This window comes from Citrobacter sp. MGH106 (assembly GCF_001037495.1).
Classification (GTDB): domain Bacteria; phylum Pseudomonadota; class Gammaproteobacteria; order Enterobacterales; family Enterobacteriaceae; genus Citrobacter; species Citrobacter murliniae.
On record NZ_KQ089822.1, the window covers coordinates 2,625,347 to 2,646,492 of the forward strand.

Genomic DNA, 21,146 nt, shown 5'->3' on the forward strand with positions numbered 1-21,146 from the left:
TCACTACCTGAAAAAGCATGAGGTTTTGATGCAAACGTTTAAACGAGGAATAGCCGTGGCAGCGCTGCTGTTCAGTCCCCTGACGCTGGCGCAAGACCTCAATTCGCAGTTAACGGCATGGTTTTCAGAACGGCTGTCGGGGTTCAGTGATGAAGTGGTTGTCACTGTTCGCACACCGCCTAACCTGCGACCGGGCTGTGAGCAGCCGACGTTGAGCGTAGCTGGAAGCGCGAAGTTATGGGGCAATGTGAACGTCCTGGCCAGGTGTCCCAATGAAAAACGCTACCTGCAGGTGAATGTACAAGCCACGGGCAACTACGTAGTCGCCGCCGCTCCCATTGCACGAGGCAGCGCGCTTAACGCATCCAGCGTGACCTTAAAACGCGGTCGGCTGGACCAACTTCCGCCACGAACCGTTCTGGATATTAATCAGGTCCAGGATGCCGTAAGCCTACGCGACCTGGTCTCTGGCCAGCCGCTACAGCTGACGATGTTGCGTCAGGCATGGCGGATAAAAGCCGGCCAGCGCGTTCTGGTTATCGCAAACGGCGAGGGCTTTCGCGTGAATGCAGAAGGTAAAGCGCTGAATAATGCGGCCGTCGCGCAAAACGCGAGAGTGCGGATGCTTTCAGGACAGGTGGTGAGCGGAGTCGTCGATTCTGATGGGAATATTCTTATTAACCTATAATAGGTTAAAGATTTTTTAGCGGATGCCGATAGATAATCAACCAATGATTAAAGCGGGTCGCTATAGCGTAACCCCTCGATGAGGATAAAAAAATGAGCATTGATCGTACCTCACCATTGAAGCCAGTAAGCACTGTCCAACCACGCGAAACCAGCGACACGCCGGTACAAAAAGCGCGGAAGGAAAAAACATCAGCGACCAACAGCACCAGTGTGATGTTAAGCGACGCTCAGGCCAAGCTGATGCAACCCGGTACCAATGACATCAATATGGAGCGTGTTGAAGCATTGAAAATCGCGATCCGTAACGGTGAGCTGAAAATGGACACTGGGAAAATTGCAGACTCGCTGATCCGCGAGGCACAGAGCTACCTACAGAGTAAATAAAGTATGACTCGCTTGTCAGAAATACTTGATCAGATGACGACCGTCCTCAATGACCTGAAAACAGTGATGGATGCTGAACAGCAGCAGCTTTCCGCGGGCCATATCAACGGTAACCAGCTACAGCGTATTACAGAAGAAAAAAGCTCTTTACTGGCGACCCTGGATTATCTGGAACAGCAGCGACGTCTCGAGCACGACTCGACGCGCAGCGCCAACGATGAGATAGCCGAGCGCTGGCAGACCATCACGAACAAAACACAGCATTTACGCGATCTCAACCAACATAATGGTTGGCTCCTGGAAGGGCAGATCGAGCGTAATCAACAGGCGATCAAGGTGCTGAAACCGCACCAGGAACCGACTCTGTATGGCGCTAATGGCCAAACCTCTGCGACGCATCGCGGCGGGAAAAAAATCTCTATCTGATATTGCGATAAGGGGAGCCACCTGACGGCAACTCCCCCTTTCTGTTACGCCGTCCGGCGTACAAACTCTTTCACTTTAAAGCCCAGAACGGCCAGCGCAGCAAAGTAGGCTGTAATACCAACAACGACAACAGCCATCAGACGCAGCAGACGCCACAGCATCGTTCCCTGCGACCACTCCGGCATGATGTAAAGCATGCCTACGAGCGCCGCAGACATGACCAGTACAGAAATCACCAGACGCGCCAGGAACCAGCCCCAGCCAGGTTGAGGGGTGAAAATTTTCTGTTTACGCAGTTGCCAATACAGCAGTGAGGCGTTCAGACATGCCGCCAGACCAATCGAGAGCGACAGTCCGGCATGTTTTAACGGGCCGATAAACGCCAGGTTCATCACCTGAGTCATAATCAGCGTCACAATGGCGATTTTCACCGGAGTTTTAATGTCCTGACGCGAGTAAAACCCAGGCGCAAGCACTTTCACTACGATCAATCCAATGAGACCAACCGAGTACGCCACCAGAGCGCGCTGGGTCATCAAAGCATCAAATGCAGTAAATTTACCGTACTGGAACAGGGAAACCGTCAGCGGCTTTGCCAGGATCCCCAACGCCACAGCACTGGGTAGTGCCAACAGAAAGCACAGGCGCAGCCCCCAGTCCATCAGTCGGCAATATTCATCATGATTTCCGCTGGAAAAACTCTTGGACAGCGATGGCAGCAGAATGGTCCCCAGAGCAACGCCCAGGACGCCTGACGGGAACTCCATCAGGCGGTCAGCATAGTACATCCATGAAACCGATCCTGAAGCCAGGAATGAGGCGAAAATTGTGTTGATGATCAGGGAAATCTGGCTGACAGATACGCCCAGGATTGCCGGGCCCATCTGCTTTACGACGCGCATCGCACCGGCATCGTGAAAGTTCACGCGCGGCAGCACCAGCATACCAATTTTTTTCAAATGCGGGAGCTGGTAAACCAGTTGTAATACCCCACCTACGGTGACGGCCCAGGCCAGCGCCAGTACCGGCGGGTTAAAATAAGGTGCAGCAAACAGCGCGAAACCGATCATGCTGATGTTCAGAAACGTCGGTGCAAACGCCGGAATGGAGAAACGGTTCCAGGTGTTAAGAATAGCGCCCACCAGCGAGGCTAGCGAAATTAACAGAATATAGGGAAAGGTTATCCGCAGCAGTTGAGTGGTAAGCGCAAACTTGTCGGCCGTATCGGCAAAGCCAGGCGCGGTGACCATAATCACCCACGGCGCTGCGAGCATTCCGACAACCGTGACCACCGCCAACGCCAGCGTCAACAGCCCAGAAACGTAAGCGACGAACACACGGGTGGCATCTTCACCCTGCTTACTTTTGTACTCTGCAAGAATTGGCACGAACGCCTGAGAAAACGCGCCTTCAGCAAAAATTCGACGCAGCAGGTTAGGAAGTTTGAATGCCACAAAAAAGGCATCTGTCGCCATCCCTGCGCCAAAAATTCTGGCGACAATCGCATCACGCGCAAAACCCAGCACGCGTGAAAACATCGTCATCGAGCTGACGGCCGCCAGCGACTTTAATAAATTCATCTATTTTATATTCCAGACCCTGGAGCAAAACCCCGCATGGCGAAACCGTAGACCAGATAACGCATTTAAGCGGTCATCCGGCAACATCACCGCACCCGATGGAGACGCATAAAAGTCTTATCAGGCAAACAGTTCACCCCACAGGTTGCCATCATTCACTGTTAGAAAGAGGAGTTATTTTGAGTGGGCATATAGTACCTGGATTACGATGAATTACTACCGCCAGATGTTACAGGGGGTTATTCAGCCATGGCATCCCGCCACAGCTTTTCGACCACGCGCTGAGCCAGAATCGCCTGTTCACCCGCCGTCTCAGGAACCGTCTGATTTTGCACGCATTCAATAAAGTGACGCGCGCATCCGGCAAAGCCACGTTGTTCCAGGGTTGTTTGCCAGCCTGGAACCGGCTTGTGTACTACGCCCTGTCCACGCTCCTCACGCCATTCCCGCATATCAGTAACGTCTATTAATCCTCCGTTCATCACCACCTGTACACTTTCTCGTTGGCTGCCCGCCCGACGATGCATACTGGTGGTTACTTGCACCTGACCCGCAGAAAAATGGTGTTCGGCATAAAGCATCGCCCCGGATTCGTTGGTCAACAGCGTACCGCTATTTATCAAAGCCTCTCCCCCGGACAGCCACAGCGCGGTGTCCACGACGTGCAGATAATCATCCAACAGCGTAAAACGCAGATCGTGCGGCCCAACACTATCCGTACGATGCTTGTCCATTCTGACAGAAGCAGCATCACCTAACTGCGCTTTTAAATCCCGGTAAAGCGGCGCAAACCGGCGATTGAAACCCACCATCAGCGTCAGTTTTTTCCGCGCCGCGAGTGCCACCAGTTGTTCAGCATCGCGCAAATTTTCCGCCAGGGGTTTATCCACGCAAACATGGATCCCGGCATTAAGCAATTCACTCACCACAGCATAATGTGTTGCGGTACTGGAATGGACAAAAACGGCATCGCAGGTTGCTGCCAGATTCGCCAGTGAATCAACGTATGGCATCCGCCAGGTTTCGCAAATACGCTCTGCTTTTTCCCGCGAAGGTGACCAGGCTCCCTGTAGTGTCCACTCCGGAGCCGCGCCAAGGACGGGTAACCAGGCTTTTTGCGCAATGCCGCCCAGCCCGACAACACCGATACGTAATTTTTTCACATTAGTCTCCCTGATGCGCCAGTAGCGAATCGAGCCGCTGTTTTAGCTCTGCCACTTCAGTTTCCAGCGCCTCGACGCGCGCCTGCAAACCACCAGAAGCAGCCGGAGATTCATCTGCCGTTGCGATCGGCTCATCAACTTCACCGCAAAACAGGTGCATATAACGGCTTTCGCGCTTACCGGGTTCACGTGCCAGACGGACAACATAAGGACCATCTTCACGGGTGGCCAGTGTCTCCAGAGTCGATTCAACTTCTGCCATGTCACTGAATTCATACATACGGGATGCTCGACTACGCAACTCTCCGGGCGTTTGTGCGCCGCGCAATAATAACGTCGTAATTAACGCCACTTCTCCTGCACTGAGCTTCAGATTGCCAAACTCTGAGTTACAAAAGCGTTGCTCGTATTTGGTTACGCGATTACCAAACCCGCTTACAGTACGCAGAAAATGCCGTTTAACCAGGTTATCCAGTTGGTCCTGCACTTCCGATTCCGACAGGTTCATCACCGGTTCACGATTGGTTTTTTGATTGCAGGCGGTCACAACGCCATTCACGGAGAGCGGATACTGTTCTGGCGTTGTTACCTGCTTTTCCAGCAGACAGCCAATCACGCGGGCTTCGGTGGCGGTTAATTCGTATTTCATCGTCTTCTCCATTAATCAGCCAATACAGCTGAAACTTAGCGACCCGGGGTCCATTCTGATGTTGTCAACGCCGTTAGCACGTGATCGCGCCACTGCCCGTCAATCAGCAGGTAGTCTTTTGCATACCCTTCTTTTTCAAAACCAAGCCGCGCCAGCAAATCGCCGCTACGTTTATTATGTGGCATGTAATTCGCCATAATGCGGTGAATATGCTGTGAGCGCTGCATATAACGAATGGCCGCGGTTAAGGCTTCATACATCAGCCCCTGTCCCTGCCACTTCTGCGCAATGGAATAACCGAGATAACATGCATGAAAAGATCCACGCACGACGTTAGAGAAGTTCGCGACGCCGATGATCTCTTTCTCTTCTGGATCGAGCAACGCAAAATAATAAGCAGACCCTTGTTTATGAAATTCAGAGATCATACTCAGACGCGCCTGCCAGCCAGAAGGATAACAATGGCTTTCATCGCGAACAGGTTCCCAGGGTTTTAAGAAATGACGATTTTCTGCGTAATAATCTGCCAGACGCCAGGCATCACGCTCATGCACTAAACGCACGACCAGGCGGTCCGTGGTTAAGCGCACTTTTGGCACGTTACTGCGATAGCCAAACATTCTATACCTACTCCTTCCCGTAACGTCTTCAATACGCTATTTGCGATACTATACCTGTGCAAATACACCCTGTGAAAAGAGCAAAACATCATTTTTTGAATTATTCACACATTTTGATGAAAACTCTCTATCAAGACTGGCTTTTGATAAAAAAATATTGTTTCCCCAGGGGTGGGAAAAGATCAGACGACACCGCAGAATAGGAGGTGCTTATCTTTTAAACTCTAATCAGAGTGACGAGTTTTTCCCTGGAGGGGAAATGTCGCAAGTTTCGCAGGCGAGGAACCTGGGTAAATATTTCCTGCTCATCGATAATATGTTGGTCGTACTGGGTTTCTTCGTCGTATTCCCGTTGATCTCTATTCGTTTCGTCGACCAAATGGGCTGGGCTGCCGTAATGGTTGGTATTGCGCTTGGATTACGCCAATTTATTCAGCAAGGGCTGGGTATTTTTGGCGGAGCGATTGCAGACCGTTTTGGTGCAAAACCGATGATTGTCACCGGCATGCTGATGCGCGCCGCCGGATTCGCCACTATGGGTATTGCCCATGAACCCTGGCTGCTGTGGTTTTCCTGTTTTCTCTCCGGATTAGGCGGCACACTGTTCGATCCTCCCCGCTCCGCGCTGGTGGTCAAACTGATCCGCCCGGAAAAACGTGGGCGTTTCTTCTCTATCCTGATGATGCAGGATAGTGCCGGCGCGGTCGTTGGTGCGTTACTCGGAAGCTGGCTGCTACAGTACGACTTCCGACTGGTATGCGCCACGGGCGCGATTTTGTTTGTCCTGTGCGCAGCCTTTAATGCCTGGCTTCTCCCCGCGTGGAAACTGTCGACGGTGAAAATTCCGGTACGCGAAGGGATGAGTCACGTGATGCATGACAAGCGATTTGTCACCTATGTCCTGACATTAGCGGGTTATTACATGCTGGCGGTGCAGGTCATGCTGATGCTACCGATTATGGTTAACGATATTGCGGGTTCACCGTCCGCCGTGAAATGGATGTATGCCATTGAAGCATGCCTCTCCTTAACGCTGCTCTACCCGATTGCTCGCTGGAGTGAAAAGCGTTTTCGCCTGGAACACCGCCTGATGGCCGGTTTGTTGGTGATGTCTCTCAGTATGATGCCCATTGGTCTGGTCGGTAATTTACAGCAGCTTTTCACTCTGATCTGTACGTTCTATATCGGTTCCATTATTGCGGAACCAGCGCGGGAAACGCTCAGCGCATCGCTGGCGAATGCGCGGGCACGGGGGAGTTACATGGGCTTTAGTCGGCTGGGATTAGCTATCGGCGGCGCAATAGGTTACATCGGCGGCGGCTGGTTGTTTGACATGGGCAAAGCGTTGTCGCAACCCGAACTGCCATGGATGATGCTCGGGGTTATCGGCCTTATCACTTTTCTGGCTCTGGGCTGGCAGTTCAGCCACAAACGCACATCACGCGGTATGCTGGAGCCAGGTGCCTGATATTTAGCCAGCCGCATGGACACATTTTCAGTTTTTTCTGCTGGTGTCCGGCGTGCTGGTACTAGATGCTGCTTTGTGTCACGATTACGCCACAAGCATCATGTTGAGGAACCCCATGAAAAAGTTTTTTTTTGCCGCTGCACTAATTGTCGGCGGCCTGTTGGTTGGTTGTAATCAACTCACGCAATACACGGTTAGCGAGCAAGAAATTAATCAGGCGCTGGCGAAACACAATAACTTTTCTAAAGACATTGGCTTGCCCGGTGTTGCTGAAGCACATATTGTTCTGAGCAATCTCGCCAGTCAGATCGGTCGTGAAGAGCCGAATAAAGTGACCCTGACCGGGGATGCCAATCTGGATATGAACTCCCTGTTTGGCAGTCAGAAAGCGACCATGAAGCTGAAGTTAAAAGCATTGCCGGTCTTCAACAAAGAAAAAGGCGCTATCTATCTGCAAGAGATGGAAGTTGTTGATGCAACCGTCACACCGGAAAAAATGCAATCGGTTCTGCAAACCCTGATGCCTTATTTAAACCAGTCGCTGCGGAATTATTTCAATCAGCAACCGGCTTATATCCTGCGAGAAGATAGCAGTAACGGCGAAGCGCTGGCGAAAAAGCTGGCCAAAGGTATTGAGGTGAAACCGGGAGAAATAATCATTCCGTTTACTGATTAATAAAAATGAGGGTGCATCAGCACCCTTTTTTTCGTGCAAACGAAAACGTTTCCGCTTATCCTTTGTTTCCGGCAAAAATGACTATCCTCAGCCGGAGCATATTGATGACTGCACCATCCCAGGTTTTAAAGATCCGCCGCCCAGACGACTGGCATCTTCACTTTCGCGATGGCGACATGTTAAAAACTGTCGTGCCCTATACCAGTGAAATTTATGGGCGCGCGATTGTCATGCCCAACCTGGCACCGCCTGTCACTACGGTTGACGCCGCTATCGCGTACCGTCAGCGCATTCTTGACGCGGTGCCTGCCGGTCACGATTTCACCCCATTAATGACCTGCTACTTAACGGATACGCTGGATCCCAATGAGCTGGAGCGCGGATTCAAAGAAGGTGTATTCACTGCAGCCAAACTCTATCCGGCGAATGCCACCACCAACTCCACACACGGCGTGACATCTATTGATGCCATCATGCCAGTGCTGGAGCGGATGGAAAAACTCGGCATGCCATTGCTGGTACATGGCGAAGTGACCCATGCGGACATCGATATTTTTGATCGCGAAGCGCGCTTTATTGAAACTGTGATGGAGCCATTGCGTCAGCGCCTGACCGCGCTGAAAGTCGTGTTTGAACATATCACCACCAAAGATGCAGCAGAGTACGTGCGTGACGGGAATGAATTCCTCGCAGCAACGATAACGCCACAGCATTTAATGTTTAACCGCAACCATATGCTGGTAGGCGGAATTCGCCCGCATCTGTATTGCTTACCGATCCTCAAGCGTAACATCCACCAGCAGGCGCTGCGTGAACTGGTCGCCAGCGGTTTTACCCGCGCATTCCTTGGCACTGACTCGGCACCACATGCACGTCATCGCAAAGAGTCCAGTTGCGGCTGCGCGGGTTGTTTTAACGCACCGACCGCGCTGGGCAGTTATGCCACCGTATTCGAAGAGATGAATGCTCTGGCCCATTTTGAAGCCTTCTGCTCGCTTAATGGCCCTCGATTCTACGGACTGCCGGTTAACGAAACCTTTATTGAACTGGTTAGAATTGAACAGCAGGTACCGGAGAGCATCGCGCTTGAAGATGACACACTGGTCCCCTTCCTCGGCGGAGAAACGGTACGCTGGTCTGTAAAAAGATAAAAAAAATATAGCCAACTGTTGTCAATTACTGAAGTTAACTGTATAAATAACCAGTATATTCAACAGGGGGCTATTATGCGTATTGAAGTCACTATTGCTAAAACTTCACCTTTGCCTGCCGGTGCGATTGACGCCCTGGCAGGTGAACTCTCCCGCCGTATTAACCATCATTTCCCGGATAACGAAGGTAATGTCACCGTTCGTTATGCCACCGCAAACAATCTGGCGGTCATTGGCGCGACCAAAGAGGACAAAGAACGCATCAGCGAGATCCTGCAGGAAACATGGGAAAGCGCAGATGACTGGTTCATCAATGAATAATAAATGATATGCAGTGATGTTTATTTGCCGGGTCGCCCCGGCTTTTTTACACACATTGCCTTTTAATCAATAGCGTAATCCTGCTACCAAAACGGGTAACGTTTATTTACGCAACTGATTATCTTTTAGCCTGAGCATCAAAATAACTGCATAACATGCCAAAAAAATATGAATAAGGTGCCGATTTATTGTTCGGATAACACTTAAAACATAAAATTTATGCGTCTCCCTCTTTAAATTTCCAGTGAATACCCATATTTATTGATATACTGAAGTTGCTTCAGAAAAAACGCATTGAACCTCGAAAACCGTTGTCTAGTAACACGAATTAGGGGGCATGATGGAAAAGAATAATGAAGTCATTCAGACTCATCCGCTTGTAGGATGGGACATCAGCACCGTTGATAGCTATGATGCGCTGATGCTGCGTTTGCACTACCAGACCCCGAATCGTCCGGACCCGGATGGGACTGAAGTTGGTCAAACGCTCTGGTTAACCACTGATGTTGCCAGGCAATTTATTTCGATATTAGAAGCAGGAATCGCCAAAATTGAATCAGGCGATTACCAGGTGAATGAGTATCAGCGTCATTAAATCTGATGCACCCAACCATCAAAAGGCACCTTAACGGTGCCTTTCTTATTTCCTGGTTGAATAATGCTGGTCAGTTATTTACCCTGCAACTATCGCGATTGCAGAGAGAAGCGGATGAAATACGACTTAATCATTATTGGCAGCGGTTCCGTGGGTGCCGCAGCTGGATACTATGCCACTCGCGCCGGTCTGAATGTTCTGATGATCGATGCACATATGCCACCACATCAACAGGGCAGCCACCACGGCGACACACGATTAATTCGTCATGCGTATGGCGAAGGCGAAAAATACGTTCCGCTGGTACTGCGTGCGCAGACATTGTGGGATGAACTCTCCACGCAAAATGAAGAACCCGTGTTTGTCCGTTCAGGTGTTATCAACCTCGGCCCGGCAGATTCAACCTTCTTATCTAACGTGGCGCAAAGCGCAAAACAGTGGCAGCTAAACGTTGAGCAACTGGACGCAGCCGCGATTATGGCGCGCTGGCCCGAAATCCGTGTACCTGAAAACTATATTGGCTTGTTTGAAGCAGAGTCAGGTTTTTTACGCAGTGAGCTAGCCATTAAAACCTGGATCCGTCTGGCTGAGGAAGCAGGCTGTGCACAGCTATTTAAATGTCCTGTCACCGCAATTCATCATCATGATGATGGCGTCACGGTTGAAACAGCGGACGGAGACTACCATGCTAAAAAAGCGCTGATTAGCACCGGAACCTGGGTTCAGGCACTGGTGCCTGAACTGCCAATACAACCGGTGCGCAAAGTGTTTGCATGGTACCAGGCAGACGGGCGCTACAGCATTAAAAACAAATTCCCGGCATTTACCGGTGAGTTGCCGAATGGCGATCAGTATTACGGTTTCCCGGCTGAAAATGACGAGCTGAAGATTGGTAAACATAACGGCGGGCAGATCATCCATTCCGCCGAAGAGCGTAAACCGTTTGCCGCAGTTGCCAGCGATGGTTCCGAAGCTTTCCCATTCCTGCGTACTATTCTGCCCGGTGTTGGATGTTGCCTGCATGGTGCGTCCTGCACTTACGATAACTCTCCGGACGAAGACTTTATTATCGATACGCTGCCAGAGCATGACAATACGCTAATCATTACCGGGTTGAGCGGTCATGGCTTCAAATTTGCCTCCGTGTTGGGGGAGATCGCTGCGGATTTCGCCCAGGACAAACCGTCAGCCTTTGACCTGTCCCCGTTCAAACTTACCCGTTTTAAACAATAATCACTAAATGGCCTCTCTGTGAGGCCATTTCTATTTAAGGAATACTTTTGATGCGTCGCATCTTTCATTACCTGGTTAATAATATTCGCGAGCATTTTATGCTCTACATTATTTTATGGTCACTGCTGGCCATTATGGACGTTATATATATTATGTTTTTCTGACCAAAGAATACTGACAGTAATTGACAAAAATTTAGAATTTCTTAATTTTCATTGCAATAAACTGAATAACAAACAAACCAACAAACACCCTTAAATTAAGCCATAATCTGCCCACTCACACTAATCCGCTGATGTTTACCTTGTAAATAAATCAAATTTATTGAATTAAAAATAAATATCATCACCATTGTTATTTATTAGTTGCATTAATGTCTTTTTCACGCCATTTTCATTCACTCCTGTAATATCTATCGGTGTGTTTATGCAATTCAATAATAGTCCACAGCGCTATGGCGTCGTATCTGCGACATTACACTGGGTGATTGCTATTGCCGTGTATGGCATGTTTGGTTTGGGTTTATGGATGGTAACACTCAGCTATTACGATGGCTGGTACCACCAGGCCCCGGAACTGCATAAAAGCATCGGTGTACTGCTCATGATGGGGTTGGTCATCCGCATTGCCTGGCGGATTTTCTCCCCTCCGCCCCCGGCGCTGAAAAGCTATTCCCGTTTAACTCGCCTCGCTGCGGCACTGGGCCACCTCGCGTTATATATCCTGCTGTTTTCTATTGTGATCAGCGGTTATCTGATTTCTACCGCTGACGGTAAAGCTATCAGTGTTTTTGGCTGGTTTGAAATTCCCGCCACGCTCGCTAACGCGGGAGCGCAGGCCGATCTTGCCGGTAGTCTGCATCTTTGGCTGGCCTGGAGCGTAGTGGTTTTATCCCTTCTGCATGGCCTGATGGCCTTGAAACATCACTTTATCGATAACGACGATACCCTTAATCGCATGTTGGGAAGATCGTCATCTGACTCTGGAGCATAAAATGAAGAAAAGCCTGCTGGGGCTCGCCCTCACCTCTCTGTTATTCACCACCGGTTCTGCAATCGCGGCAGATTACAAAATCGACAAAGAGGGACAACATGCCTTTGTTAATTTCCGTATTCAGCATCTGGGATACAGCTGGCTGTACGGCACATTTAAAGACTTCGATGGCTCGTTTACCTTCGACGAGAAAAATCCTGCCGCCGATAAAGTAAATGTCACCATTAACACCAACAGCGTTGACACCAATCACGCTGAACGTGATAAACACCTGCGAAGCGCAGATTTCCTCAATGTCGCTAAATTTCCACAGGCGACCTTCACCTCTACCAGCGTGAAGAAAGAGGGTAACGAGCTTGATATCACCGGGAATCTGACCCTTAACGGCGTGACCAAACCGGTAACGCTGGATGCAAAGCTGACAGGGCAAGGTGGCGATCCGTGGGGTGGTACGCGCGCAGGCTTTGAAGCACAAGGAAAAATTAAGCTGAAAGATTTCAACATCACCACCGATCTCGGCCCTGCTTCGCAGGAAGTCGATTTAATCATTTCGGTGGAAGGCGTACAGCAGAAGTAATTGTTCGCGCGTCTTATCCGGCCTGCAAAGTGAGTTTTGCATGCCGGATAAGACTTTATGTCCCATGCGGCACAATGTTATGACGCTGGATCCGGAATACCCAGTTTCGTATTCAGGCGACCACGAGATTTATTGAAGATTTTATTGCCATTTTCGCGACCAGCACGACGGCGGCGTTGTTCTTCTTCTGGCAATTCACTTTCTTCACAGCACAGTTCGCTGCAGCAGCCTTTATACTTGCCTGCACATGCCGGGCACTGAATAAACAGCAAATGGCAGCCATCATTTTTACAATTAGTATGGCTGTCGCATGCCACACCACATTGATGACAATGCGCGATCACATCTTCAGAGATTCGCTCTCCCATACGTTCATCAAATACAAAATTTTTGCCGATAAAACGCACGGGTAGCCCCTGCTCACGCGCTTTACGCGCATATTCAATAATGCCACCCTCAATGTGCCATACTTTGCTGAATCCGTTGTGTTTCATCCAGGCACTGGCCTTCTCACAACGAATTCCACCTGTGCAGTACATCACTATTTTTTTATCTTTATGTTCCTGCATCATTTCGACGGCTTTCGGCAGTTGATCGCGGAAAGTGTCTGCAGGAATTTCCAGCGCATTATCGAAGTGGCCAACCTCGTATTCATAGTGGTTGCGCATATCAATAAATACCGCGTCTGGATCGTCGAGCATGGCGTTCACTTCTGCAGCTTTCAGGTAATCACCAACATTGCTGGCGTCAAAGCCAGGATCATCGATACCATCAGCCACAATTCGATCACGGACCTTCATGCGCAGTACCCAGAATGATTTTCCGTCATCATCCAGTGCAATATTCAGACGAAGTCCGGCAAATGCAGGGTCAAAAGCGTAAAGTTGATCGCGGAATCTCTCAACATTACTTTGCGGCACGCTGATTTGTGCGTTAATCCCTTCATGCGCAAGATAAACCCGTCCGAAGACATTTAACGCGGTGAACATCTGGTACAGCGCATCACGCGTGTGCTGAGGCTCGACGATGTTGAAGTATTTATAGAACGAGATTGTCGTTCGCGGCTCAGACTCTGCCAGCATCCTGGCTTTGAGCGCGTCATTCGAAATGCGGTTGTGTAACACTGGCATGGTGTACGTATCCTGCAGGAAGTAAAAATTGAAAATCGGCCGGCATCATAAAGCAAACATCGCCAATTTACATCCACACATTTTACGCTACATTTCATACTTCACGATAAAAACACAACAACAAATGATGATTTAATGACCGTTCCTGCGTCACAAATTTTTGATACGCGCGAAAAAATGCGACAATACAGGGAATTGGTCGTTTAAAGACAGGATAGACATGACGAATTTACCCAAGTTCTCGACTGCATTATTGCATCCACGTTATTGGTTAACCTGGGCAGGTATTGGCATCCTTTGGTTGATCGTGCAGTTACCCTATCCGCTCCTCTATAAGTTAGGCTGTGCATTAGGTCACCTGGCATTACGTGTAATGAAGCGTCGGGCAAAGATTGTTTCCCGGAATCTCGAGCTGTGCTTCCCGCAGATGAGTGAACAGGAACGCCAGCAGATGGTGGTAAAAAACTTCGAATCTGTAGGTATGGGCGTGATAGAAACCGGAATGGCCTGGTTTTGGTCCGATCGCCGAATTTCACGCTGGACTGAAGTTATCGGAATGGAACATATCCGTGACGTTCAGGCGCAGAAGCGAGGGATCCTGCTTGTCGGGCTGCACTTTCTGACGCTTGAGCTGGGTGCTCGTCAGTTTGGCTTACAGGAACCCGGGATCGGCGTTTATCGCCCCAATGACAACCCGCTTCTCGACTGGCTACAAACCTGGGGGCGTATGCGCTCCAATAAATCAATGCTCGATCGCAAAGACCTGAAAGGGATGATCAAAGCGCTGAAAAAAGGTGAAGTGGTCTGGTATGCGCCAGATCATGACTACGGTCCGCGATCCAGCGTATTTGTTCCTCTGTTTGCCGTTGAACAAGCCGCAACGACCTCCGGGACCTGGATGCTTTCACGTCTGTCCAATGCATGTCTGGTACCGTTTGTTCCCCGCCGTAAACCCGACGGCAAAGGGTACCAACTGATTATGCTGCCTCCGGAATGTTCCCCACCTCTGGACGACGCAGAGACCACTGCTGCCTGGATGAATACAATTGTTGAGAAGTGCATCATGATGGCACCGGAGCAATATATGTGGCTACACCGTCGCTTTAAAACACGTCCTGAAGGTGCCCCTTCCCTTTACTGAAACGCCTTGCAGCCCGCCGGGCTGCAACACCTCAGATAACCTCTTTAGGTTTAACTGCTATCCGCATTGCAGCGCCTATAAACCAGGCACATAATTAGCCTGCTTACTTAATATTCATACAATAGCGCAAACAGCGCGCCACACTGCGGATCGCTATGTCACCCTCTGATGTCCCCATAAACTGGAAACGCAATCTCACTGTTGCCTGGCTGGGTTGTTTCCTGACCGGCGCGGCATTTAGCCTGGTCATGCCCTTCTTACCGCTCTATGTCGAAAATCTGGGCGTGACGGGTCATAGCGCCTTAAATATGTGGTCAGGCCTGGTCTTTAGCATCACTTTTCTCTTTTCTGCTATCGCCTCACCTTTCTGGGGGGGGCTTGCTGACAGAAAAGGCAGAAAAATAATGCTATTGCGTTCAGCGCTGGGCATGGCGATCGTGATGCTGTTAATGGGGCTGGCGCAAAATATCTGGCAGTTCCTTGTCCTGCGCGCCCTGCTCGGACTTCTGGGGGGATTCATTCCCAACGCCAATGCCCTGATCGCCACGCAGGTTCCGCGCAATAAAAGCGGCTGGGCGCTGGGTACACTTTCCACCGGGGGCGTCAGTGGCGCCCTGCTTGGCCCACTGGCTGGCGGGTTACTCGCCGACCATTTTGGGCTGCGTCCAGTTTTCTTCATTACCGCCAGCGTACTACTGCTTTGTTTTATTCTGACGTTATTTTTTATCCGTGAGAATTTCCGGCCGGTGAGTAAGAAAGAAATGCTGCATATGCGGGAGGTCGTCGCTTCATTAAAGAATCCTAAGCTGGTATTGAGCCTGTTTGTCACGACGTTGATCATTCAGGTAGCGACTGGCTCTATTGCACCTATTCTGACGTTGTATGTACGCGAACTTGCCGGTAACGTCAGCAACATCGCCTTTATCAGCGGGATGATTGCCTCAGTTCCTGGCGTGGCGGCCCTGCTTAGTGCACCCAGGCTCGGCAAGTTAGGCGACAGAATTGGCCCGGAGAAAATCCTGATTGTCGCATTGGTTATTTCAGTGCTGCTACTGATCCCAATGTCATTAGTACAGACGCCGTGGCAGCTTGGCGTTCTGCGCTTTTTACTCGGCGCTGCCGACGGTGCTCTGCTACCTGCCGTACAAACCCTGCTGGTCTATAACTCAACTAACCAGATAGCCGGGCGAATATTCAGCTATAACCAGTCATTTAGGGATATTGGCAACGTGACAGGACCATTGATGGGGGCCGCTATATCGGCAAACTATGGTTTCCGTGCCGTTTTCTGTGTGACTGCGGGCATCGTATTATTCAACGCCATCTATTCGTGGAACAGTCTGCGCCGCCGCCGAGATGCTCAGGTCCCAGGATGATTTTTACGCATTAATACTTGCTATATCAGAGAATCAACTATTATTTCCCTGAATACCTCATTAAATCAAAGGGAGACTCTGATGACTATGTATGCCACGCTGGAAGAAGCCATTGATGCAGCCCGTGAAGAGTTTCTGGCTGATAACCCCGATCTTGAACCTGACGAAGCCAGTGTTCAGCAACTGAACGTACAAAAATACGTACTACAGGATGGCGACATCATGTGGCAGGCCGAATTTTTCGCTGACGAAGATGACGAAGGTGGCGAATGTCTGCCAATGCTGAGCGGCGAAGCGGCGCAAAGCGTTTTTGATGGCGATTATGATGAGATTGAAATTCGCCAGGAATGGCAGGAAGAAAACACCCTCCACGAATGGGATGAGGGGGAATTCCAGCTTGAACCGCCCCTTGATACAGAAGAAGGTCAGACAGCAGCAGATGAATGGGATGAGCGATAATTACTCATAAGGCCCATGGTGGATATCGAGTGGCAGCAGCAGCGTATCAAACACCAGCGAAAATGGCAGGTCGAGGATGGTGACGTAACGCCACGCCGAGTCCCGGACATCCCACTGGACACCAGGATAGTATTGATTGCCGTGCCCCTGCCCCGGGATCGTCCGGCTAATAATACTGCCACATCCGCTCAGGAGTAAGACCATTATTCCAACAACCAGTATTCGCACCTGATACCTCATGACCTTTTGTATTCAGTATAAAAAAATACCGGCCCAGGGCCGGTATTTTCACGTCAGAACGTTTATTTTTTCCTGAGCGCCAGCGGGTTCAGGGTGATCCCCTGGTAATAATTGACCCACGAAGAATACCTGTCCGGTGAGTTCCAGACACGATAATGCAAACGTGCCATGGTCACCGGATCGCTCAACAGCACAAGGCGGCGATCGCGATTCAGTTTCTCCGGCGTTTCGTTCAGCGCTTGCTCCACGTGACGGTCTCGTGCAATTTCAAGCACATTACTGGCACGATGGCGTGCGGTGGCCATCGCCGTTGCCAGCGCGTTAAATGACGGGTTAAACACTGCATGCATAAAGCCGTCATCCAGCGAACGATTACGATTCATCACCAGATAATTGTCAGTATCCACCAGCACTTTAGGCGGAGAATACTCTTCCGGGATCAGGAAAAGCTTCCAGCGTTTAGTTCGTAACCCCACCGTTGAACGGCTGGATATCACGGAAACAAACGGCGACAGGATCAGCGAAAAGACAATCGGTGCCAGCCAGAACAGGAAGCGCAGATCCAGCCACGCCATACCCACAGCCCATACCAGACCCAGCAACAATTGAGATCCGTGACGCATAAACGCTTCGCCCCACGGGGTGGAGTCGTCATCGCGCTGCGGTGAGTTCCAGACCACTTCCCAGCCAAGAAATGCGCTCACTACGAAGACCGTGTGGAACAGCATACGCACCGGCGCCAGCAGCACGGAGAACAGAACCTCCAGCAGCAATGACAGTGTTACACGGATAAATCCGCCGTACTCTTTCGTCCCTTTACACCAGATGAGTAAAATACTCAGCAGCTTCGGCAGGAATAACAGCACCATCGTTGAGGCAAACAGCGCGATCGCCAGCTCCGGACGCCACTGCGGCCAGACCGGGAACAGTTGGCGCGGTTGCAGGAAGTATTGTGGTTCCGTCAGCGCATGAACCACCTGCAGTGCAGTTGAGAGCGCGAGGAACATAAACCACAGCGGAGCCGACAGATAGGACATGACGCCGGTCAGGAATACCGCACGGTGAACCGGGTGCATCCCTTTAACCAGGAACAAACGGAAGTTCATCAGGTTACCGTGACACCAGCGTCGGTCACGCTTGAGTTCATCCAGCAGGTTCGGTGGCAGCTCTTCATAAGAACCCGGCAGATCGTAAGCAATCCACACGCCCCACCCTGCACGACGCATCAATGCAGCTTCCACGAAGTCATGGGAGAGAATCGAGCCTGCAAACGAGCCTTCACCCGGTAACGGTGCAAGCGCACAGTGCTCGATAAACGGCTTCACGCGAATAATCGCGTTGTGACCCCAGTAGTGCGACTCACCCAACTGCCAGAAGTGAAGTCCTGCGGTAAACAGCGGGCCATACACGCGAGTAGCAAACTGTTGGCAGCGCGCATACAGCGTGTCCATCCCGGATGCTTTTGGTGAAGACTGGATAATCCCGGCGTTTGGATTCGCCTCCATCAGACGCACCAGGCCGGTCAGGCAGTCGCCACTCATCACCGAGTCCGCATCCAGCACCACCATGTAGCTGTACTGATTCCCCCAACGACGACAGAAATCATCAATGTTACCGCTTTTACGCTTCACACGACGCCGACGACGGCGATAGAAAATCTGCCCTTCACCCTGCACTTCAGCAATCAACTCCATCCACGCTTTTTGTTCCGCTACGCAGATATCAGGGTTATAGCTGTCACTCAGAATGTAGACATCGAAATGCTCGGCATTGCCCGTGGCTTTAACCGACTCCCACGTGGCACGCAGACCCGCAAATACACGGTCAACGTCCTCGTTACAGATAGGCATAATCAGCGCAGTACGATGCTCAGGATTAAGAGGTTCATCCCCTACCGTTGAGGCTGAAATACTGTACTTATCACGCCCAATCAACAGTTGCAGGAAGCCCATCAAAGCAGTCCAGAACCCCGCAGATACCCAGCAGAAAAGGACGGCAAACAGAATAAGTATCCCGCTCTGGAGCACATAGGGCAGCAACTGCATAAAGGAAACCCACAGGTTCTGCCCCATCATGTCTGCAGGATTAATGAACGCCCAGCCCTGATACGGAAGAATTGTCTTCATATACCAGGTCGCAACGACCGTTTGCGCCAATGTTAAGATCAGCAGAATGTAACGGCGGATCGTCCCAACGGTACGCCATTTCTGTTCATTCTCTTGTTCTTCTTTCGTCAGACGTGAAAGATAACGCGGTGTCACATCCCGTCCACGCAGACGATCCCAAAAACGGCCTACCGGGTTAGTACGCCAGGGGTCGGGAAACATCGAAGTGCGTGTTGCCTTTGGCATGGCCTGCAACTGGTCACGCCCTTCATCGTCCTTAATCAACTGCTCTTTGGCCAGAGAGTCCGGCCAGGCTTGCTCAAGGCGAGCTTTAACAGACCCCTGCGGTGAATCATCTTCGCGCGCGTAAGTACGGTGCTCGGCATCCAGCGCCTGATGAACGGCGCGGATGTCAGTTTTCGGCAGTGCCGCTTTCTCGGTATCCGAAAGCGCCATTGCGTCAATATACTCAGTTGTCTTATTCATTGGCAGGTAACTGGTAGCTCCAGGTTTCACTCAACGTCTGATCGGCATTGGCCAACGCAGCACGCATTTCAGTGGGTTTCTTCGCATCTTTCACTTTCACGCGCAGCATCAAACGCCAACCCTTAGTGACCGGGTTATAACGCACTGTGCTTTCAACGATCTCACCGTTGTCGCCAATGCTGGTTTGCGCGGTGACAGGGGTGTCCTGCGGCAGTTTTTTCATATCTGCACCGGCGAAATCCACCACAAATGCAATGGTGCCGTCAGGCTGGCGAATAAGATTTGACTGTTTGACATCACCTGTTGAGCGGCGAGTCTGCTGTACCCAGGCACTTTCCGGGGCATGAAGCTTATCTTCATCGCGAGTGAACGTCAGGGTGTACTTGAAGTTCATCTCTTTGCCTGCTTCAGGCAGTTGATCCGGCGTCCAGTAGGCAACGATGTTATCGTTCGTTTCATCGTTGGTTGGAATTTCAACTAACTCAATTTTACCCTTACCCCAGTCGCCTTTTGGCGTGATCCAGGCGCTCGGACGCAAGTCGTAGCGGTCGTCGATATCTTCAAAACGGGAGAACTGACGACCACGCTGCAGCAGGCCGAATCCTTGCGGATTTTCCATCGCAAAGCTACTCACTGCGAGGTGTTTCGGGTTATTCAGCGGACGCCAAATCCACTCACCATTGCCAGCATGGATAGACAAACCGTTAGAGTCATGCAGTTCCGGACGATAGTTAGTCGTCGGAGACGGCTGGTTCGGCCCGAACAGGAACATACTGGTTAGCGGTGCTACGCCCAGCTTGCCCACTTTATCGCGCAGGTAAACTTTGGACTGAACATCCACAACCGTGTCACGCCCAGGAATAATCACAAAGCGATACGCTCCGGTCGCACGCGGGGAGTCCAGCAAGGCATAAATGGTTAAACGTTTATCAGTTGGTTTTGGACGTTCGATCCAAAACTCACGAAAGCGGGGAAACTCTTCGCCCGAAGGCAGAGCGGTATCAATAGCGAGACCTCGCGCAGACAGGCCATAAACCTGACCTGCACCCAGGACGCGGAAATAGCTGGCACCGAGCATGCTGACGATTTCATCGTTTTTATCTTTGCTGTTGATCGGATACAGCACTTTGAACCCGGCGAAACCGAGATCTTTTACCGTGTCTTTATCATGCTGGACATCGCCAAAATTAAAATAATCCGGGCTGTATTTGATTTTTTTTACCGCTGTGGCGGTAACTTCATTGATTCTGACCGGCGTGTCGAAATACATACCCTGGTGGTAGAATTCGAGCTTAAATGGGGTCTTAAGGTTACTCCAGTAGGCTTTATCGCGATTAAACTGGATCTGCTGATAATCCGCATATTTCATATCGCGGAAAACGGAGGGCAAGTTACTTTTTGGCGCCTCATAGCCTTTATCGGCTAAGGATTGAGCTTGTTTAGCAACATCATCAATGCTGAATGCCCAGCTCGATGATGTGTACAGCGTTAACATGACTGCTGCACCCAACCAACGCATTTTCATCATTTGTAGTTTATGTTTCATAATTAGTAAGCACTTCCCCCTTTGTGTGCTTATATTGATCCGATCCATTTTAATGGATAATCGGGTAATCCGACAACTGAATCCCTGTATTGTTCGCGCGCTGGCTCATGGTTTAATCAGGTTCGTATGCCTGTTTT

23 protein-coding genes are annotated in these 21,146 nt (G+C 50.5%); 15 read left to right on the top strand and 8 right to left on the bottom strand.

From position 1 onward, the window contains the following. Positions 1–28 precede the first annotated feature (28 nt). The 3 genes from flgA (at position 29) to flgN (ending at position 1,500) form a co-directional block, all read left to right on the top strand. The gene (gene flgA / locus SK36_RS12405; protein ID WP_045449563.1) at positions 29–688 is read left to right on the top strand and encodes a flagellar basal body P-ring formation chaperone FlgA; all 660 of its coding nucleotides are present in this window, start codon (positions 29–31) and stop codon (positions 686–688) included. 92 nt (positions 689–780) lie between these two features. Then, positions 781–1,074: a flagellar biosynthesis anti-sigma factor FlgM gene (gene flgM / locus SK36_RS12410; protein ID WP_045441651.1), complete on the top strand. Its 294-nt coding sequence runs from the start codon at positions 781–783 to the stop codon at positions 1,072–1,074. 3 nt (positions 1,075–1,077) lie between these two features. After that, positions 1,078–1,500, top strand: a complete 423-nt coding sequence (gene flgN, locus SK36_RS12415) for a flagella biosynthesis chaperone FlgN (RefSeq protein ID WP_048221660.1) — start codon at positions 1,078–1,080, stop codon at positions 1,498–1,500. Positions 1,501–1,544: 44 nt separating this feature from the next. Here flgN and murJ read toward each other — a convergent pair whose 3' ends face one another. From murJ to rimJ, 4 genes are all read right to left on the bottom strand, one after another. Next, entirely contained in the window at positions 1,545–3,080 is a 1,536-nt protein-coding gene (gene murJ, locus SK36_RS12420) for a murein biosynthesis integral membrane protein MurJ (protein WP_048221661.1), read from the bottom strand. Positions 3,081–3,319: 239 nt separating this feature from the next. Then, positions 3,320–4,243, bottom strand: a complete 924-nt coding sequence (locus SK36_RS12425; RefSeq protein ID WP_048221662.1) for a Gfo/Idh/MocA family protein — start codon at positions 4,241–4,243, stop codon at positions 3,320–3,322. Between the two features lies 1 nt (position 4,244). After that, positions 4,245–4,892, bottom strand: a complete 648-nt coding sequence (locus SK36_RS12430) for a YceH family protein (protein ID WP_048221663.1) — start codon at positions 4,890–4,892, stop codon at positions 4,245–4,247. A 35-nt stretch (positions 4,893–4,927) separates the two neighbouring features. After that, positions 4,928–5,512 carry a ribosomal protein S5-alanine N-acetyltransferase gene (gene rimJ, locus SK36_RS12435; protein ID WP_045441640.1) on the bottom strand — a complete coding sequence of 195 codons (585 nt, stop codon included), beginning with the start codon at positions 5,510–5,512 and terminating at the stop codon, positions 4,928–4,930. Positions 5,513–5,771: 259 nt separating this feature from the next. Between rimJ and mdtH the strand changes: the two genes are divergently transcribed. The 9 genes from mdtH (at position 5,772) to SK36_RS12475 (ending at position 12,526) form a co-directional block, all read left to right on the top strand. After that, entirely contained in the window at positions 5,772–6,980 is a 1,209-nt protein-coding gene (gene mdtH / locus SK36_RS12440; protein ID WP_045441637.1) for a multidrug efflux MFS transporter MdtH, read from the top strand. 115 nt (positions 6,981–7,095) lie between these two features. Then, positions 7,096–7,656, top strand: coding sequence for a lipoprotein (locus SK36_RS12445; RefSeq protein WP_045441634.1), 561 nt, complete (start codon positions 7,096–7,098; stop codon positions 7,654–7,656). A gap of 104 nt (positions 7,657–7,760) precedes the next feature. Beyond that, positions 7,761–8,807, top strand: coding sequence for a dihydroorotase (pyrC, locus tag SK36_RS12450; protein ID WP_048221664.1), 1,047 nt, complete (start codon positions 7,761–7,763; stop codon positions 8,805–8,807). 75 nt (positions 8,808–8,882) lie between these two features. Then, positions 8,883–9,128: a DNA damage-inducible protein I gene (gene dinI, locus SK36_RS12455; RefSeq protein ID WP_048221665.1), complete on the top strand. Its 246-nt coding sequence runs from the start codon at positions 8,883–8,885 to the stop codon at positions 9,126–9,128. Positions 9,129–9,468: 340 nt separating this feature from the next. Continuing rightward, positions 9,469–9,723: a biofilm formation regulator BssS gene (bssS, locus tag SK36_RS12460; RefSeq protein ID WP_003036154.1), complete on the top strand. Its 255-nt coding sequence runs from the start codon at positions 9,469–9,471 to the stop codon at positions 9,721–9,723. A 114-nt stretch (positions 9,724–9,837) separates the two neighbouring features. Next, a complete protein-coding gene (gene solA, locus SK36_RS12465; RefSeq protein ID WP_045441622.1) occupies positions 9,838–10,956 on the top strand; it encodes an N-methyl-L-tryptophan oxidase in 1,119 nt (372 codons plus the stop codon). Between the two features lie 50 nt (positions 10,957–11,006). Continuing rightward, on the top strand, positions 11,007–11,120 hold the full coding sequence (locus SK36_RS23725) for a YceO family protein (protein ID WP_003846814.1): 114 nt from the start codon (positions 11,007–11,009) through the stop codon (positions 11,118–11,120). A gap of 262 nt (positions 11,121–11,382) precedes the next feature. Next, a complete protein-coding gene (locus SK36_RS12470) occupies positions 11,383–11,949 on the top strand; it encodes a cytochrome b (protein ID WP_048221666.1) in 567 nt (188 codons plus the stop codon). Between the two features lies 1 nt (position 11,950). Beyond that, positions 11,951–12,526 (top strand): YceI family protein, encoded by a 576-nt coding sequence (locus SK36_RS12475; RefSeq protein ID WP_048221667.1) that lies wholly within the window; start codon positions 11,951–11,953, stop codon positions 12,524–12,526. Positions 12,527–12,603: 77 nt separating this feature from the next. On the opposite strand, the gene trhO is transcribed toward SK36_RS12475, so the two are convergent. Then, entirely contained in the window at positions 12,604–13,656 is a 1,053-nt protein-coding gene (gene trhO, locus SK36_RS12480; protein ID WP_045441604.1) for an oxygen-dependent tRNA uridine(34) hydroxylase TrhO, read from the bottom strand. Between the two features lie 220 nt (positions 13,657–13,876). On the opposite strand from trhO, the gene SK36_RS12485 reads away from it, so the two are divergent. The 3 genes from SK36_RS12485 to SK36_RS12495 all read left to right on the top strand — a co-directional run bounded on the left by SK36_RS12485 (position 13,877) and on the right by SK36_RS12495 (position 16,632). Beyond that, complete coding sequence (locus tag SK36_RS12485) at positions 13,877–14,797, top strand: Kdo(2)-lipid IV(A) acyltransferase (protein ID WP_045441601.1); 921 nt, start codon at positions 13,877–13,879, stop codon at positions 14,795–14,797. 155 nt (positions 14,798–14,952) lie between these two features. Next, positions 14,953–16,173, top strand: a complete 1,221-nt coding sequence (gene mdtG, locus SK36_RS12490; protein WP_045441598.1) for a multidrug efflux MFS transporter MdtG — start codon at positions 14,953–14,955, stop codon at positions 16,171–16,173. A gap of 81 nt (positions 16,174–16,254) precedes the next feature. Beyond that, positions 16,255–16,632 carry a MysB family protein gene (locus SK36_RS12495; protein WP_048221668.1) on the top strand — a complete coding sequence of 126 codons (378 nt, stop codon included), beginning with the start codon at positions 16,255–16,257 and terminating at the stop codon, positions 16,630–16,632. On the opposite strand, the gene SK36_RS12500 is transcribed toward SK36_RS12495, so the two are convergent. The 3 genes from SK36_RS12500 to mdoG form a co-directional block, all read right to left on the bottom strand. Continuing rightward, entirely contained in the window at positions 16,633–16,860 is a 228-nt protein-coding gene (locus SK36_RS12500; RefSeq protein ID WP_045449561.1) for a YceK/YidQ family lipoprotein, read from the bottom strand. Between the two features lie 74 nt (positions 16,861–16,934). Continuing rightward, the gene (gene mdoH, locus SK36_RS12505) at positions 16,935–19,463 is read right to left on the bottom strand and encodes a glucans biosynthesis glucosyltransferase MdoH (protein WP_048221669.1); all 2,529 of its coding nucleotides are present in this window, start codon (positions 19,461–19,463) and stop codon (positions 16,935–16,937) included. Further along, the gene (gene mdoG, locus SK36_RS12510) at positions 19,456–20,991 is read right to left on the bottom strand and encodes a glucans biosynthesis protein MdoG (protein ID WP_136345533.1); all 1,536 of its coding nucleotides are present in this window, start codon (positions 20,989–20,991) and stop codon (positions 19,456–19,458) included. Before mdoG ends, mdoH begins: the two co-directional genes overlap by 8 nt. Between the last annotated feature and the right edge of the window lie 155 nt (positions 20,992–21,146).

Bases quoted from the DNA above. Each gene is read 5' to 3' on its own strand.
- flgN (WP_048221660.1), top strand. From the start codon at position 1,078: ATGACTCGCTTGTCAGAAATACTTGATCAGATGACGACCGTCCTCAAT.
- SK36_RS12445 (WP_045441634.1), top strand. From the start codon at position 7,096: ATGAAAAAGTTTTTTTTTGCCGCTGCACTAATTGTCGGCGGCCTGTTG.
- bssS (WP_003036154.1), top strand. From the start codon at position 9,469: ATGGAAAAGAATAATGAAGTCATTCAGACTCATCCGCTTGTAGGATGG.
- flgM (WP_045441651.1), top strand. From the start codon at position 781: ATGAGCATTGATCGTACCTCACCATTGAAGCCAGTAAGCACTGTCCAA.
- mdtH (WP_045441637.1), top strand. From the start codon at position 5,772: ATGTCGCAAGTTTCGCAGGCGAGGAACCTGGGTAAATATTTCCTGCTC.
- murJ (WP_048221661.1), bottom strand. From the start codon at position 3,080: ATGAATTTATTAAAGTCGCTGGCGGCCGTCAGCTCGATGACGATGTTT.
- dinI (WP_048221665.1), top strand. From the start codon at position 8,883: ATGCGTATTGAAGTCACTATTGCTAAAACTTCACCTTTGCCTGCCGGT.
- SK36_RS12470 (WP_048221666.1), top strand. From the start codon at position 11,383: ATGCAATTCAATAATAGTCCACAGCGCTATGGCGTCGTATCTGCGACA.
- SK36_RS12495 (WP_048221668.1), top strand. From the start codon at position 16,255: ATGACTATGTATGCCACGCTGGAAGAAGCCATTGATGCAGCCCGTGAA.
- SK36_RS12475 (WP_048221667.1), top strand. From the start codon at position 11,951: ATGAAGAAAAGCCTGCTGGGGCTCGCCCTCACCTCTCTGTTATTCACC.
- solA (WP_045441622.1), top strand. From the start codon at position 9,838: ATGAAATACGACTTAATCATTATTGGCAGCGGTTCCGTGGGTGCCGCA.
- mdoG (WP_136345533.1), bottom strand. From the start codon at position 20,991: ATGATGAAAATGCGTTGGTTGGGTGCAGCAGTCATGTTAACGCTGTAC.
- trhO (WP_045441604.1), bottom strand. From the start codon at position 13,656: ATGCCAGTGTTACACAACCGCATTTCGAATGACGCGCTCAAAGCCAGG.
- flgA (WP_045449563.1), top strand. From the start codon at position 29: ATGCAAACGTTTAAACGAGGAATAGCCGTGGCAGCGCTGCTGTTCAGT.
- mdoH (WP_048221669.1), bottom strand. From the start codon at position 19,463: ATGAATAAGACAACTGAGTATATTGACGCAATGGCGCTTTCGGATACC.
- mdtG (WP_045441598.1), top strand. From the start codon at position 14,953: ATGTCACCCTCTGATGTCCCCATAAACTGGAAACGCAATCTCACTGTT.
- SK36_RS23725 (WP_003846814.1), top strand. From the start codon at position 11,007: ATGCGTCGCATCTTTCATTACCTGGTTAATAATATTCGCGAGCATTTT.
- SK36_RS12430 (WP_048221663.1), bottom strand. From the start codon at position 4,892: ATGAAATACGAATTAACCGCCACCGAAGCCCGCGTGATTGGCTGTCTG.
- rimJ (WP_045441640.1), bottom strand. From the start codon at position 5,512: ATGTTTGGCTATCGCAGTAACGTGCCAAAAGTGCGCTTAACCACGGAC.
- SK36_RS12485 (WP_045441601.1), top strand. From the start codon at position 13,877: ATGACGAATTTACCCAAGTTCTCGACTGCATTATTGCATCCACGTTAT.
- pyrC (WP_048221664.1), top strand. From the start codon at position 7,761: ATGACTGCACCATCCCAGGTTTTAAAGATCCGCCGCCCAGACGACTGG.